The organism is Pseudomonas quasicaspiana, assembly GCF_021147825.1.
Classification (GTDB): domain Bacteria; phylum Pseudomonadota; class Gammaproteobacteria; order Pseudomonadales; family Pseudomonadaceae; genus Aquipseudomonas; species Aquipseudomonas quasicaspiana.
Map to the genome: position 1 here is coordinate 1 of NZ_JAGTPI010000095.1, position 14,885 is coordinate 14,885.

14 protein-coding genes are annotated in these 14,885 nt (G+C 59.2%); 13 read left to right on the forward strand and 1 reads right to left on the reverse strand.

The features are described from left to right. Positions 1 to 87: 87 nt before the first annotated feature. On the reverse strand, positions 88 to 957 hold the full coding sequence (locus KDX30_RS28385; protein WP_231678145.1) for a LysR substrate-binding domain-containing protein: 870 nt from the start codon (positions 955 to 957) through the stop codon (positions 88 to 90). Between the two features lie 246 nt (positions 958 to 1,203). Between KDX30_RS28385 and KDX30_RS28390 the strand changes: the two genes are divergently transcribed. The 13 genes from KDX30_RS28390 to KDX30_RS28445 all read left to right on the forward strand — a co-directional run bounded on the left by KDX30_RS28390 (position 1,204) and on the right by KDX30_RS28445 (position 14,762). Continuing rightward, positions 1,204 to 2,037, forward strand: a complete 834-nt coding sequence (locus tag KDX30_RS28390; protein WP_027898435.1) for a transporter substrate-binding domain-containing protein — start codon at positions 1,204 to 1,206, stop codon at positions 2,035 to 2,037. Between the two features lie 285 nt (positions 2,038 to 2,322). Further along, the gene (locus KDX30_RS28395) at positions 2,323 to 3,162 is read left to right on the forward strand and encodes a transporter substrate-binding domain-containing protein (protein ID WP_231678146.1); all 840 of its coding nucleotides are present in this window, start codon (positions 2,323 to 2,325) and stop codon (positions 3,160 to 3,162) included. Next, a complete protein-coding gene (locus KDX30_RS28400; protein ID WP_231678147.1) occupies positions 3,159 to 4,595 on the forward strand; it encodes an FAD-binding oxidoreductase in 1,437 nt (478 codons plus the stop codon). Before KDX30_RS28395 ends, KDX30_RS28400 begins: the two co-directional genes overlap by 4 nt. Beyond that, entirely contained in the window at positions 4,592 to 5,809 is a 1,218-nt protein-coding gene (locus KDX30_RS28405) for an aminotransferase class I/II-fold pyridoxal phosphate-dependent enzyme (protein WP_231678148.1), read from the forward strand. The genes KDX30_RS28400 and KDX30_RS28405 overlap by 4 nt, the downstream gene beginning before the upstream one ends. After that, positions 5,806 to 6,540: an amino acid ABC transporter permease gene (locus KDX30_RS28410; RefSeq protein ID WP_099269330.1), complete on the forward strand. Its 735-nt coding sequence runs from the start codon at positions 5,806 to 5,808 to the stop codon at positions 6,538 to 6,540. Before KDX30_RS28405 ends, KDX30_RS28410 begins: the two co-directional genes overlap by 4 nt. Further along, positions 6,530 to 7,321 carry an amino acid ABC transporter permease gene (locus tag KDX30_RS28415; protein ID WP_027898430.1) on the forward strand — a complete coding sequence of 264 codons (792 nt, stop codon included), beginning with the start codon at positions 6,530 to 6,532 and terminating at the stop codon, positions 7,319 to 7,321. Before KDX30_RS28410 ends, KDX30_RS28415 begins: the two co-directional genes overlap by 11 nt. Next, complete coding sequence (locus tag KDX30_RS28420) at positions 7,308 to 8,144, forward strand: amino acid ABC transporter ATP-binding protein (RefSeq protein WP_027898429.1); 837 nt, start codon at positions 7,308 to 7,310, stop codon at positions 8,142 to 8,144. Before KDX30_RS28415 ends, KDX30_RS28420 begins: the two co-directional genes overlap by 14 nt. A gap of 150 nt (positions 8,145 to 8,294) precedes the next feature. Next, a complete protein-coding gene (locus KDX30_RS28425; protein WP_027902012.1) occupies positions 8,295 to 8,891 on the forward strand; it encodes a cysteine dioxygenase family protein in 597 nt (198 codons plus the stop codon). A gap of 216 nt (positions 8,892 to 9,107) precedes the next feature. Further along, positions 9,108 to 11,873: a cystathionine beta-lyase gene (gene metC / locus KDX30_RS28430; protein ID WP_231678149.1), complete on the forward strand. Its 2,766-nt coding sequence runs from the start codon at positions 9,108 to 9,110 to the stop codon at positions 11,871 to 11,873. Positions 11,874 to 11,951: 78 nt separating this feature from the next. Then, the gene (locus tag KDX30_RS29555) at positions 11,952 to 12,083 is read left to right on the forward strand and encodes a hypothetical protein (protein ID WP_255878800.1); all 132 of its coding nucleotides are present in this window, start codon (positions 11,952 to 11,954) and stop codon (positions 12,081 to 12,083) included. Next, positions 12,080 to 12,823, forward strand: coding sequence for a metal ABC transporter ATP-binding protein (locus KDX30_RS28435; RefSeq protein ID WP_122704172.1), 744 nt, complete (start codon positions 12,080 to 12,082; stop codon positions 12,821 to 12,823). The genes KDX30_RS29555 and KDX30_RS28435 overlap by 4 nt, the downstream gene beginning before the upstream one ends. 160 nt (positions 12,824 to 12,983) lie before the next feature. Further along, positions 12,984 to 13,853, forward strand: a complete 870-nt coding sequence (locus KDX30_RS28440) for a metal ABC transporter permease (RefSeq protein WP_231678150.1) — start codon at positions 12,984 to 12,986, stop codon at positions 13,851 to 13,853. A gap of 15 nt (positions 13,854 to 13,868) precedes the next feature. Beyond that, entirely contained in the window at positions 13,869 to 14,762 is an 894-nt protein-coding gene (locus KDX30_RS28445; protein ID WP_122704174.1) for a metal ABC transporter substrate-binding protein, read from the forward strand. Positions 14,763 to 14,885: the final 123 nt, after the last annotated feature.

The following is a 14,885-nucleotide window of genomic DNA, read 5'->3' on the forward strand; positions in this document are numbered from 1 at the left end:
CGATATGCGTTGCCTGTATCGCGGGCAAGCACCGCTCCCACATACGATCCCATTCCAATTCTGATAATTCTTTTGGCGAAGAAAAACCTACAGCCCCTGACTCCCACGAATCAGTTCATAAGCCCGGCGTGCCAGCGGGTTGACCGTGTTTGGCCTGATCCACAGATGGTAGGTCACGTCCGGCAGGCGCGGCAGACCGTCGTTTTCACCCAGTACGCGCATGTCCGGGCCGAGCATTTCCATGCTTCGTGCCGTCACACCCAGTCCCGCGCGAGTGGCGGCCTTGACGCCGATCAGGTTGGATGCCAGATACGCCTGACGCCAGGGGATATTGGCGCGCTCAAGGGCTTCCAGCGCATAACGTCGGTAAATGCTCGGCTCATCTATCAGGATGAGCGGCAGCGGCTCGCCCGGCTCGTGAATGTACCCTGCAGAACAGATCCACCAGACCGGCGACGTGCGCAAGGCAAAGCCTTCAAGGTCCGGATCTTCGCGAGTGGAAATGACCAGGTCCACCTTGCCGCGATGTAGATCATCCATCAGAAACGGGCTGCGGCCGACGTCGATTTCCAGCCGAAGACGCGGTGCCGAGCGTGCGATGTGGCTGAGAATCGGCGGCAAAATCGTATCGGCGATATCGTGAGGTGAGCCTATGCGCAGCACGCCACTCAGGCTGTCTTCGCGCAGGGAATTGAGCGCTTCGTCATTGAGCGACAACATTTGCCGGGCATGACGCAACAACTGGCGACCTGGCTCGGTGAGCTGTTTCTGGCGGCCCTGTTTCTGGAACAGACTGACTCCCACTTGCTGCTCCAGACGCTGCATGTGCTGGGTCACGGATGATTGTGTACGTGCCAGTCGGGCTCCGGCTTCAGCGAAGCTGTTGTGGTCAACCACGGCAATGAAAGTGCGCAGCAATTCCAGATCAAGTGTCGTGTTGGGCGGATGGTTCAGCATGGGGATATGGCTCGATTCATATCAATCAGACAGCTCAGTACATTACGTATTTTTATGTAATGTCGGTCAGTGTTTTTTAGAAACCTCATAAGGGGCCCGTTTTACGAGCTTATAGCTTTTTTGTTTGAAGCTGGAATACAGAAAGTTATAACCATATTTGATATTTGAATTTCCGTTAATTGTTGCCGCTACCTAGGATGCCCACACATCAGGTCGGGGTACGCCGACCATTAACAGGGAATGATTATGCCGACCACTCGCACGCCAGTTTCTCGTTTTATGCCCGTCATGCTGAGCGCTCTGGTTTCGTTCGCGGTCAGCGGCCTGGCCCAGGCCGATGCAACGCTGGACAAAATTGAAGCCCGGCACAAGGTCGTGGTGGGGGTTCTGCTTTCCGGTGGGCCGTTCGGTTCTATCGATCCGTCCAGCCAGAAGCCAAAAGGGCTGAACGTCGATCTGGCCGAAGACATCGGCCGTCGTCTGGGCGCAGAAGTCGAACTGGTGCCGGTCCTGCCCGCCAACCGCGTGCAGTTCCTGCAGCAGGGCAAGGTGGATCTGTTGATCGCCAATATGGAATGGACCGCTGAGCGTGGGCAGATTCTGGGTTCGGTGCCGACGCCTTTCTATCGGGTTGGCGGTACGGCAGCGGTGCTGAAAGACAGCAAGATCAATACCTGGCAAGACCTCAAAGGTCAGCCGGTGTGCACCTCCCAAGGCAGCAGCTACGTCAAGCCGCTCACTGAGTTTGGTGCTGAGCTGAAGGCGTTCAAAAGCTCCTCGGAATCGCTACTGGCGCTGCGTGGCAACAACTGCGTAGCCGCGGTTCATGACTCCACCCTGATCAATCCGTTGTTGGCCAGCAATCCTGAGTGGAAGGACTACCGCGCTATCGCGCCAGAACTCAATCCCGCACCGTCCGTGATCTGGACCCGTCAGGGCGAAACCGACACCCAGGCCAAACTGGACGGCATCGTCAAGGACTGGCACCGCACCGGCTTTCTGATCGAGGCCGAGAAGCGCCACAACATCACCCCGGCATCGCCTGCGCTGGTTGAGCTGCATGCGCAGTTCAAGGGCTGACGGTATATCTGACCTCGCTACCATCCTGTAGGAGCGCGCTTGCCCGCGATAGTGCCGGGTCAGCTCGAAGCAGCTTTGACTTGATAACCCAATCGCGGGCAAGCGCGCTCCTATGCAGACTGTGTGAAAACTACTGCGCTCGGCAACACTGCGTTAAAAACAGGCGAAAAATGCTCATTTAGAACACCTAGACTCCGCTTTTTCGCCTGTTTTTGCCTTGTCTTGCCGTCGCTCGCTACGTTTTCACACAGTCTGTACAGGTCCAGTGTTTCGTAAGGACTTTCCATGAACACCTTCTTCACCCGCAAAACCCTCACAGCCCTCGGGCTGGTGCTCTGCGCCGGGCTTGCCCATGCCGACGCGACACTGGACAAGATTCAGCAGCGTCACAAGATCAGCATCGGTGTGATTCTCAGCGGCCCGCCATTCGGCACTATTGACCCAGCCACCGGCGCGCATCAGGGCTACAACGTCGAACTGGCCAAAGGCATTGCCAAACAGTTGGGCGTCGAGCTGAAAACCGTCTCCGTGCTGGCCCCCAATCGTGTGCAATTCCTGCAGCAGGGCAAGGTTGATCTGCTGATCGCCAACATGCAGTACACCGATGAGCGTGCCGGGATTCTCGATTACGTGCCCACGCCTTATGAAGAAGTCGGCGGTGCAGCACTGATTCGCAAAGACGCGGGAATCAGCAAGTGGGAGGACCTCAAGGGCAAGCCGGTGTGCGTGTCCCAGGGCAGCAACTTTATCAAACCATTGCAGGAAACCTACGGCGCGCAAATCAAGGCGTTCCGCAGCCAGTCCGAATCGCTGTTGTCGTTGCGCGGCAACGGTTGTGTTGCGGCAGTCCATGTCAGCCCCACCATGCATGCACTGCTCGGCGAAGAGGAGTGGGCCGATTACTCAACCCCTTTGCCTACCGACCTGATCCCGTCCAACTCGGTGATCTGGATCCGCAAGGGCGAACATGACGTGCAAGCCAGACTCGACGCCATTGTGCGTGACTGGCACCGCAGCGGCTGGTTGATCGAAGTCGGCGAACGCACCGGGATGGCACCTTCCCAGGCCTTGCGCGACCTGCACGAGAAATTCCGTAACGCCGCACCGTTGGCCGTCAAGCAATGAGTGCAGCCCTGTTCGAGGCGTTGCAGCAACTGCTGGGCGCCAGCCATGTGCAGAGCGGTGAAGACGCCGTGCCGCAACTGACCGACAAGCAGGGCAGTTATGTCGGGCGGGCCGTGGCTATCGTGCATCCCGCCGATACCGAACAAGTCGCAGCGGTTGTGCGTTTGTGTGTTGCGCATCAAGCGCCGATTGTGGTGCAAGGCGGCAACACCGGGTTGATGGGCGCGGCGACACCCGATGCCAGTGGCAGGGCAGTGCTGGTGTTGCTCGATCGCCTGAATCGGGTGCGTGAGGTGGACACCGATAACGACACCTTCACGGTTGAAGCCGGTTGCATCCTGCAAAACCTGCAGCACGTGGCGCGCAATGTGGACCGTCTGTTTCCGCTCAGTCTGGGCGCAGAGGGCAGTTGCACCATCGGCGGCAATCTGGGCACCAACGCAGGTGGCACCGCGGTGCTGCGTTATGGCAATACCCGCGAGTTGACCCTGGGTCTGGAAGCGGTGACTGCCGAAGGCGAAATCTGGCATGGCCTGCGCGGTTTGCGTAAGGACAACACCGGCTACGACCTGCGCGATCTGTACATTGGCAGCGAAGGCACCCTGGGCATTATCACGGCCGCGACCTTGAAACTGTTTCCTCTGCCCAAGGCTCAGGCGACAGCTTTCCTGGCCTTTGAGTCGCTGGCGCAGGCCGTGAGCTTCCTGTCCCATGCCCGCGCCGGATTTGGCGCAAGCCTGACGGCGTTCGAGTTGCTGACGGCTGATTGCCTGGCGTTGCTGCGCGAGCAGTTTCCGGACGGTCCAAAGCCTTTTTTCAACGCCGCGCAACCCTGGTTTGCGCTGTTGGAATTGTCCGATAACCACAGCGAAAGCCATGCCCGACAATCCTTTGAAGAGGTGTTGGGTGCTGCTTTCGAAAGCGATTTGCTGGCCGATGCCCTGATCGCCGAAAGCCTCGCCCAGAGCGAAGCCCTGTGGTTGCTGCGCGAGAACATGAGTGACGCTCAGAAACGCGCCGGTCGCAACATGAAGCACGATATCTCTGTGCCGATCTCACGTGTGGTGGAGTTCGTTGCTCACACCGATGCTTTGCTGCAGGAACACTTTCCCGGCGTGCGCAACTTCACCTTCGGCCATCTGGGCGATGGCAACCTGCATTACAACGTGGCCCATCCGCTGGGTTCGACGGTTGAGGCGCATATGGCTAATTACGCCGCCCTGAGTGCGCTGGTGCATGACAGTGCTCATGCCTTCGGCGGCTCGATCAGTGCCGAACATGGCATTGGTCAGCGCAAGTTGCAGATGCTCACTCACTACAAAAGCCCGGTGGAACTGGACCTGATGCGTCGCATCAAGCAGGCGCTGGACCCGAAAAACCTGCTCAACCCCGGCAAAGTTCTGGTGGTTGGCGAACAGGGAGAAGCGCCATGAGCGTGCGTCTGTCAAAACGCGTGCAACGCGTCACGCTGTCGGCCAATGCTGCCGCCAAATCCCGTGTCACCGCCTTGCGTGAAGCGGGAGTCGATATTCTCGATCTGACAACGGGCGAGCCGGATTTCGACACCCCGGAACACATCAAACAGGCCGCCTGTGCGGCGATTGCGGCGGGTGACACCAAATACACGGCGACCCCCGGCGTAAAAGCCTTGCGCGATGCTGTGCAGCGCAAACTGCAGCGGGAAAATCGCCTGGACTACGCGCTACCTTCCATCGTGATCGCCAATGGCGCCAAGCAGATTATCTATAACGCCTTCGCTGCGACCCTGGATGACGGTGATGAAGTGCTGGTCCCTGTGCCGTACTGGCCGTCGTTTCCGGATAGCGTGCGTTTCAGCGGTGGCGAACCGGTCTTCATCGAATGCCCGTTGGAACAGGGCTGCAAACTGACGCCTGCCCAACTGGAAAACCACATCACCGAGCGCACCCGCTGGCTGATCCTCAATGGTCCCGGCAACCCAAGCGGCGCTGTCTACAGCGAAGCCGAGTTGCTGGCGCTGGCCGATGTATTGCGGCGCCATCCGCAGGTTCTGGTGTTGCTCGACGAGCTGTATGAACACATTCGGTTTGATGACCGTCAGGCGTTGAACCTGCTTAACGTCGCGCCTGACCTGCAATCACGCTGCTTGCTGGTGGGTGGAGTTTCCAAGACTTATGCCATGACCGGTTGGCGGATCGGCTTTGGCGCGGGTCCGCAAACACTGACGACCGCGATGACTGTCGTCCAGTCCCAGTCCACCTCCGGCGCATCGTCGGTCGGCCAAGCCGCGGCACTGGCGGCATTTGAAGGCGGCTTGGGTTTCCTGCCGGAACAGGTCGCCGCCTATCACCAGCGTCGTGATCTGCTGGTTGCAGCGTTGCGCGATGTGGACGGGTTGCAGGTGCTGGAACCGCAAGGCGGATTCTTTGTGTTTGTCCGCTGCGCCGGTTTGCTCGGTCGTTATCGTCCGGACGCCCAGCGCATTGATAGCGATGCCGATGTGGTCGACTGGTTGCTTGAGTCGGGCGTTGCGGGCGTGGCCGGAAGCGCTTATGGGCTGTCGCCATGGTTTCGGCTGTCGATTGCGACTGCAACGGCCAGTGTTGCCGAAGCCGGACGTCGCATCGCAGCGGCCTGTGCCCGTCTGCACAGCGAGGTCCCCGCATGAGTCATTGGCTGGAACTGTTCGTTCACTGGGCCGCCGGGTTCGGGCTCAACTACAACTTTTTGCTCGACGCCTATCAGCGCGGATCCATGGTGGACGGAGCGCTGACCACACTATTGCTGTGCGCATTCACCATCGTTGGCAGTTTGCTGGTCGGGGTGGTGTTGGCGGCGATGCTGACGTCGGGCAAAGCGTATCTGGCTACACCAGCACGGGTTTTCATTGAAGTGACCCGCAACACGCCGACGCTGGTGCAACTGTATTGCGCGTTCCTGGTGCTGAACATGCTGCTCACTCAAGCGGTCGGCGCGGCGAACCCGCTGACGCCGTTTGCCTGGGTGGTGATCGTGATTTCCCTGCACAAGGGCGCGTTCCATGCCGAAGCATTGCGCGCCGGTATTGAAGCGGTGCCGTCGGTGACCATGGAAGCCGCCAGCTCGCTGGCATTCAGCAGTCGTCAGTTGCTGTGGAATGTGCAACTGCCATTGGCGTTGCGGTTTGCCTTGCCATCACTGATCAACAACCTGATTGATCTGGTGAAGATGACTGCAGTGGCGTCGGCCATTGCCGTCGGCGATATCACCTACGCGGCAATCATGATCTGGACCCAGAGCGACAACGTGCTGGAGTTGATGATTCTGATTCTGTCGTTTTTCGGCTTGCTGAGTTTCGTCGTCAATTGTGTAGGCCGCGCCCTTGAAGCGCGCCTGAGGATGCCCGGTTATGGCCACTGATTCTTCCACCGTGTCGGTGCCGCTGGCCTGGCCGCGCCGCCATATGGGCAAGCTTGCGCTGCTCGTCGCTGCAGTTGCCTGGCTGATCTTCGCTGCGCCACAAAGCCCGGTGTTCATGGCGTTGATGCAGTGGTCGCCCGCGCTGGCCAAGGGCTTCGGACAGAACATTCTGATCAGCCTTGTCGCGATTGGCCTGGGCACCGTCGCCGGGCTGTTGATCGGTGCGCTGGCCTTGTCGCCCAGCTGGATATTGCGTCTGCCCGCGCGGATCTGGGTGCAGATTTTCCGCAATGCGCCCTGGCTGGTACTGATCTATTTCACTACGTACGTATTCCCGTTCGAGATTCATATCGGCAGCTCGTACATTTCGTTTCCCGACTGGGTCAAGGTCACCATCGGTCTGGCATTGCCTGCCAGTGCCAACGTCGCGGAGATTTTCCGCGGTGCGATTGGTTCGATCCCCAGCACCCAGTGGGAGGCCGCGCGTTCACTGGCGTTCACCCGCTGGCAGATCTTCACGTCGATCATCCTGCCGCAGTGCTTCAAGCGCATGTTGCCGCCGTGGATGAACCTCTATGCGGTCATCACTATGGGCACTGCGCTGGCTTCGCTGGTGGGGGTGCATGACGTCATCGATACGGCGCAGATCGCCAGTAATACCGTGAATCAGACCGGGTTCACGGTGCTGATTTACCTGAGCCTGTTGGCGTTGTTTTTCGCCTACTGCTATCCGATTTCCCGTTTGACTCAACGTCTGGAGCGCCGTTATGCCTTCTACTGATACAGCTTCCAGCCCTCTGGTCAGCCTGCGCGATCTGCATTTGTCGTTCGGTACCAATCACGTGCTCAAAGGTATCGACCTGGAAGTGCAACGAGGTCAGGCAGTGTCGATCATCGGCCCTTCAGGCTCGGGTAAATCGACCATCCTGCGTTGCATTACCGGTCTGCTACAGACCCAGCGCGGCACCATCCAGGTTGGTGCGACTGAGGTCAACAAGCTGGCCACCGAGGCCGACCGCATCGAGCTGCGCAAACGGGTTGGCTTTGTGTTTCAGCAATACAACCTGTTCCCGCATTTGTCGGTACTGGAGAACCTGGTCATTGCCCCGCGCAAAGTGCTGGGTGTCAGCCGTGCCGAGGCCGAGCAACAGGCTCGCGCGCTGCTGGCCAAGGTTCGCATGGAACACAAGGCGGATGCTTATCCCGGTCAATTGTCCGGCGGCCAGCAGCAGCGTGTGGCGATTGCCCGGGCGTTGGCCATGCGGCCTGAACTGATCCTGTTTGATGAAGTGACCTCGGCCCTGGACCCGGAAACGGTCGGCGAAGTGCTGACCGTGATCCGAGAGCTGACGGAGGAGGGCATGACCTGCGTGCTGGTCACCCACGAAATGCGCTTCGCGGAAGAAATCAGCGACGTGGTGTATTTCACCGAGAACGGCCTGATCGTTGAGCACGGCAGCGCCGAGCAGATTTTCCAGCGGCCGGTGAGCGAGCGTACCCAGGAGTTTCTGCGTCATGCACTGGGTGATTCCGGTCGACGTCCGGCGGCACAGAATGACCCGTATGTGTTGAGCAATCTGAGCCGGTACAGCATTTCTGTTTGAGGCTTCAAGAGGAACCCCAAACTGTTTTGATTTGAAATTCTTTTCCAGGTGGGAGCTGGGCTTGCCCGCGATATGCGTTGCCTGTATCGCGGGCAAGCCCGGCTCCCACAGGGGAAACATTTCAGTTCAAGAGTTAACCCAGGAGTATTTATGACCATTGAAAACCGTGCCGAAGCCATCGAAACCCTTTTGCAGCAAGTGCGTGTGATCAACGACCGCGGCGTAGACCGGGCGGCGTTGCAGGAAATCATCGCATTGCTGGAAGGCCTTGCCACTCGCCATGACCTGTTCAACTTCGACACGTTTCCCTCGCCGGTGCCTGGCGCGGGTTCGACGGCTTTTCGCTATCGTTTGAACGACGACGGTAATACGCCAACGCTGTACATGAACTCGCTGCTGCCCGGTAAAAAAACCTTGCCTCACAACCATGAAACCTGGGCAGTGATCGTTGCTGTGCAAGGTCAGGAAATCAACTACGTCTGGGGACGCACCGACGACGGCAGCAATCCGGAATACGCCAGACTTGAGCTGGAAAAAGAAGTCGTGGTGCAGCCAGGTACACCGATAGGTTTTCTCGGCGAAGACCTGCACGGCATTCGCGTCGACGGCGAAACGCCGACCCTGCATTTCCATTTATATGGCCGCCCGCTGGAGTCGTTGAACGGCCGGTTTGGCGTGAACGAAGAGGGCCGCGTGCTGAATTACAACGCCTCGCAGATGGAACCTTCGATCAAGGCTTACGCGTGATTGATGTGCTCCGTCTGCGTGCCTGTGGCAGGGCTGGGTAATCGGTTAACCGGCAGTTGGTGTGTGCGATAAATAATGGCGCGGTGTGACTTATATCCACGTCTCATGTATCGCTGGCAAGCACCGCTCCCACACAGTCTGCTCAGGTCCTCTGCTCACTCGAGAGCAGCACCGCTCCAACAGGTCCTGCATCAATACAACAATTTGTGAGATTCCATGAGCCAAACCATCACACCAGCGCAACTGCAACAGTGGCTTTTCGACGGGCAGGAAATTGCCCTGTTTGATGTGCGCGAGCACGGTCAGTACGGCGAGGCGCATTTGTTCCATGGGCAGAATCTGCCCTACAGCCGTCTGGAAATCGAAGCGCCGCGTCTGGCGCCCAATCCAGCTGTGCGTCTGGTGATTTATGACCAGACCGGCAGTGACGTCGCTCCACGCGCTGCCGCTCGTCTTGCCGCGCTGGGTTATCAGCAGGTATCTATCCTGCTAGGCGGCGCCGATGGCTGGCAGGCGGCGGGTTTGCAGCTGTTTGCCGGTGTGCACGTGCCGTCCAAGGCATTTGGCGAACTGGTGGAAGAGGCCAGTCATACGCCGCACATCAGCGCCGACGAACTGGCCCAATGGCAGGCTCGTGGCGAGCCGTTGCTGGTGCTCGACGGTCGGCCATTCGACGAATACCGCAAGATGACCATTCCTGGCTCCATCTGCTGCCCTAATGGCGAACTGGGCTATCGGCTGCCTGCGCTGATTAACGACGAAACCACACCGATTGTCGTGAACTGCGCGGGTCGCACCCGTAGCATCATCGGTGCACAGACGCTGATCGATCTGGGCGTGAAAAACCCGGTCTACGCCTTGGAAAATGGCACTCAAGGCTGGTACCTCGCTGACCTGCAACTGGAACATGGCAGCGCTCGGCGCTATCCCGATCAGGTTGCGGTGGAATCCCTCGGCAAACAGCGCGAAGCCGCTCAGGCACTGGCGCAAAAAGCCGGTGTAGAAACGGTCAGCGCCGATCAGGTTGCCAGATGGGCAGAAGATCAAAACCGCAGTCTGTTCCTGTGTGACGTGCGCACTGCTGAAGAGTTTGCTTCGGCGACGTTGCCGGGTGCGCAACATACTCCGGGCGGGCAGTTGATTCAGTCCACTGACCTGTACATCGGCGTGCGCCATGCGCGCATCGTGCTGATCGATTCCGACGGCGTCCGTGCGCCAATCGTCGCTGCCTGGCTGCGTCAGTTGGGGCATCAGGCTTATGTGCTGGCGGACGGCATCAGCAGTGGTCTGGCGCTGCCCGTCGCGCCGGGCCTGAACGCTGCGCTGTTGCCAACCATCAAGGCAACGGCTGCATTCGATGCTTTGAAGGATGACGCCACTGCCCTGATTGATTTGCGCCCAAGTACCAGCTTCCGCAAGGCGCACGTCGAGGGCTCGCGCTGGTCGATCCGTCCGCTGCTGGCGAACGCGGTGGCTGATGAAGCGCGACCACTGGTGTTACTGGCCGACAGCCCGGAAGTCGCACAGTTGGCTGTGCTGGAGTTACCTGAGGCACAACGCGCAAACGTTCGGTTACTGGAGGGTGGTTTGGCGGCCTGGCAAGCAGCGGGCTTGCCGATGGTAGATAACGCCGCAGCGCTGGCCGACGCGCAGTGCATCGACTTCCTGTTTTTTACCCACGACCGGCACTCCGGCAACAAGGACGCCGCACGTCAGTATCTGGCCTGGGAAATCGGCTTGCTGGCGCAGATGACGGAACAGGAAATCAACAGCCTGAAGCCTTTGCACGCAAAAAAGCCTGAGCGCCCGTCCACAGCCTCTGACGTGCGGACACGGCTGATTCACGCCGCGCGTACTGAAAAAGGCAGCGGCGGGCGCGGCGTCAATGTTCCGGTCACACGAATGAGCACAGTGCTGTTCGACAGCCTCAGTCAGATGCGCGACATCCGTAAGCGTCGCGACACGGAGCGCGTTCTGAGCTACGGCGCGCGGGGTAATCCAACCGGGTTTGCCCTGGAAGATCTGGTCACTGAGCTGGAAGGTGGCTATCGCACCAAGCTGTTCTCGACAGGTCTGGCGGCTGCGGCGCAAACTTTTCTGGCCTATCTGCGTCCCGGCGATCATGTACTGCTCACCGACGCGGTCTACGGTCCGGTACGCAGGCTGGCCGCGGAGTTTCTCGTCCCGTTCGGTATCGAGGTCGGTTACTTCCCGGCCGATGGGCGCGGGCTGGAAGGTCTGCTGCAAGCCAACACCAGAATGGTCTACGCCGAAGTGCCGGGTTCGTTGCTCTACGAGCTGTGCGATCTGCCAGCCATCGCAGCACTGTGCAAACCCCGGGGCATTCTGTTGGCAGTCGACAACACCTGGGGTTCGGGCTACCTGTATCGGCCACTGACGCTGGGTGCCGACATCTCGATCATGGCGTTGACCAAATACATTTGCGGCCACAGCGATGTGGTAATGGGCAGCGTTTGCACGCGCAAAGAGGTGTGGCCCGCTTTGGGACGGATGAGCGAAACCTTCGGCAACACCGTCAGCCCGGACGATGCTTATCTGGTGTTGCGCGGCGCCCGAACACTGGCCTCGCGGCTGGATGTGCACGAGCGTCAGGCGCTGGAAATTGCCCACTGGCTACAGGCGCAACCTCTGGTCAAGAAGGTCTTTCATCCGGCGCTGGTCGGGCATCCGCATCACGCGTTGTTCAAGCGCGACTTCAGTGGCAGCAATGGCTTGTTGTCGTTCGAACTGGTGAATGCCGATCCTGCTCAACTGGACCTTTTCATCGGCGCCTTGAGTCTGTTCGGACTGGGCGCGTCGTGGGGCGGTTACGAGAGCTTGATTACCGTCGCTGATCTGAGTGATCGGAAGAATCTGGCAGACAAAGCGCTGAACCCGGTGCTGCGCTTGCACATTGGTCTGGAGGATGTGGGAGCGCTGATCGAGGATCTGCAAAAGGGCTTTGTTGCTATTGGAGGGTAGTGAACATAAATGTTATTTCATAACATTTAGAGTGAGCGCTATGTAATACTGTAACGAATCGTTGCAGGTTACTGATTCATGAAAGCTCCACGTGTTCCGTCCATCGCCGGTTCGGTCCTCGCCCAGTCGGCATGGAAGCGAGTCGTGCTCGCCCTGAGCATGCTGATATTTCTGTGGCTGGCCATCGTCTGGGCGGTGGCCATTCCATGAGCGCCGCTATTTCCCTCAAAAATCTCACCGTTGCCTACGAACGGCGGGCTGCGGTGCATCACCTTAATGGGTGCTTCGAGGCCGGTAGCCTGACGGCGATTGTCGGGCCTAACGGCGCGGGCAAATCGACCTTGATCAAAGCTATCGCGGGCACCCTGAAACCGGCGGCAGGACGGGTCGACCGCGGCAATCTGGCGACCAAAACCCTCGGTTATCTGCCCCAGGCAGCGGAAATCGATCGCAGCTTTCCACTGAGCGTCGCGGACACCGTTGCCATGGGTGCGTGGCGCAGTATCGGCGCATTCCGTGGGTTGACTCGCGACCTGGCGAAACGCACCCGGGAATCACTGCAAGCCGTCGGGCTGGAAGGTTTTGAGTCACGTAGCATTGGCTCACTGTCGTCCGGGCAGTTTCAGCGAGTGCTGTTCGCCCGGCTATTGCTGCAGGACGCTGCGGTCATCCTGCTCGACGAACCCTTCACTGCGATCGATGCACGCACCACTCGGGATCTGCTGGAACTGGTCCGGGTCTGGCACGGGCAGGGCAGAACCGTCATCGCGGTGCTGCATGACATCGATCAGGTGCGCCAACACTTTCCGCAAACCCTGTTGATGGCCCGGGAAGCCATTGCCTGGGGCGCGACTGCCGACGTGCTGAACGTCGAAAACCTGCGCAAGGCGCGGAACATGGCCGAGTTCTGGGGTGCGGATGCGGAGTTGTGTGGGGAGAAGGCTCTGTGATTTCTCCCGGGGTGCGATGTCCTGTAGGAGTGAGCTTGCTCGCGATGGCGTCAGGTCAGACGATTACTTTTTTGCTGGTATACCGCATCGCGAGCAAGCTCACTCCTACAGAAAGCCGGATTCGAGTCAGGTCCCGCGTCCGGACTCTGAGGGTGCCATCATGACCCTCTACACCTTATTAATCGAACCTTTCATCGAATTCGGCTTCATGCGCCGTGCCCTGGTGGCTTGTCTGGCGCTGGGCATTGGCTCGGGACCGGTGGGCGTTTTGTTGATGCTGCGGCGCATGAGTCTGGTGGGCGATGCCATGAGTCATGCGGTGTTGCCAGGCGCTGCACTGGGCTTTCTGTTTTTTGGTTTGTCGCTGCCTGCCATGGGCATCGGCGGCTTGATCGCAGGTCTGGCGGTCGCGCTGTTGTCGGGACTGGTCAGCCGTTTGACGACGCTGCGTGAGGACGCCAGTTTTGCCAGCTTCTATCTCACCTCATTGGCAGCCGGGGTGATGATCGTTTCCCTGCACGGCTCCAACGTCGATCTGTTGCATGTGCTGTTCGGCACCATTCTGGCTATCGATGCCGACGCGATCTACATGGTCGGCGGCATCGCTTCGTTCACGGTGATTCTGCTGGCGCTGATTTATCGGCCATTGGTCCTGGAATGTTTTGACCCCGGCTTCCTGCGGGCCGTCGGCGGGCGTGGCTCCCTGTATCACGTACTTTTTCTGCTGTTAGTGGTGCTCAATCTGGTGGCGGGCTTTCAGGCGCTGGGCACCTTGATGGCGGTCGGCATGATGATGCTACCGGCTACGGCGGCGCGTTTCTGGGCCACTTCATTGAGCGCGCTGGTGGCGATCTCGACGCTGGTTGCCACCTTGTCAGGGCTGATCGGATTGATCATTTCCTACCACATGGGTGTTGCCTCAGGGCCTGCCATCGTCCTGACCGCTAGCGCTTGCTATGGCTTTTCTCTGTTGTTCGGCCGCACGGGCATCCTGCGCGGCCTGTTTCCCCAATCCCACCTGACCCACTGATCCAAGAGGAACGTCATGAAACGATCAATGCTGTTGAGTTCGATGGCAGCCCTTGTGCTGTCCGCGTTTAGCGTTCTGGCCCAGGCCAAACCATTGGAAGCCGTCGCTTCATTCACCGTCATTGCCGACATGGTGCAGAACGTTGGCGGCGATCGGGTACATGTCACGTCGCTGATCGGCCCCAACGGCGATCCGCATGTCTATGAGCCCAGCCCGGCTGACGCCCAAGCGTTGAAGAAGGCCGATCTGGTCTTTGTCAGCGGCTTGCATCTGGAAGGATGGATGGATCGGTTGATCAAGGCATCAGGTTACAAAGGCGAGCCTGTGGTGCTGTCCAACGGGATCAAGACCCGCAGCATGGAAGAGGATGGCGAACGCATCACCGACCCCCACGCCTGGAACAGCGCCGCTAATGCGGTGATCTACGTGCGCAATATCGTTGCCGCGCTGGAAAAAGCCGATCCGGCGGGCGCGAGTCTTTATAAGGCCAATGGCGAGCGCTACACCCAGCAGCTTCAAGCGCTGGACAGCTATGCGAGGACACAAATCCAGTCGATCCCGGTGGCGCAACGCAAAGTGCTGACTTCCCATGATGCGTTTGGCTACTTTGGCGATGCGTATGGTGTGACGTTCCTGTCGCCTCTGGGATTCTCGACCGAATCTGAAGCGTCGGCGGCGGATGTGGGCAAATTGATCCGGCAGATCAAGGCCGAGCACGTCAGTGCGTACTTCTTCGAGAACTCCGGTGATCCGCGCCTGGTTAAACAGATCGCCGATGCCAGCGGTGCCAAGCCCGGTGGCGAGTTATATGTGGAAGCGCTGTCGCCAGCCAATGGGCCAGCGGCCAGCTATGTGCAAATGTTCAAGTACAACGTTGACCAGTTGGTCGCGGCGATGCGGGGTAAGTAATTCTATTGAAATGCATGTTCTGTAGGAGTCGCCCCGGTGTCCCTGACACCACGCTGTCGCGCAGCAAACACGGACCCTGTAGGAGCGCGCTTGCCCGCGATTCGGTCTGTCAGTCGATGAATA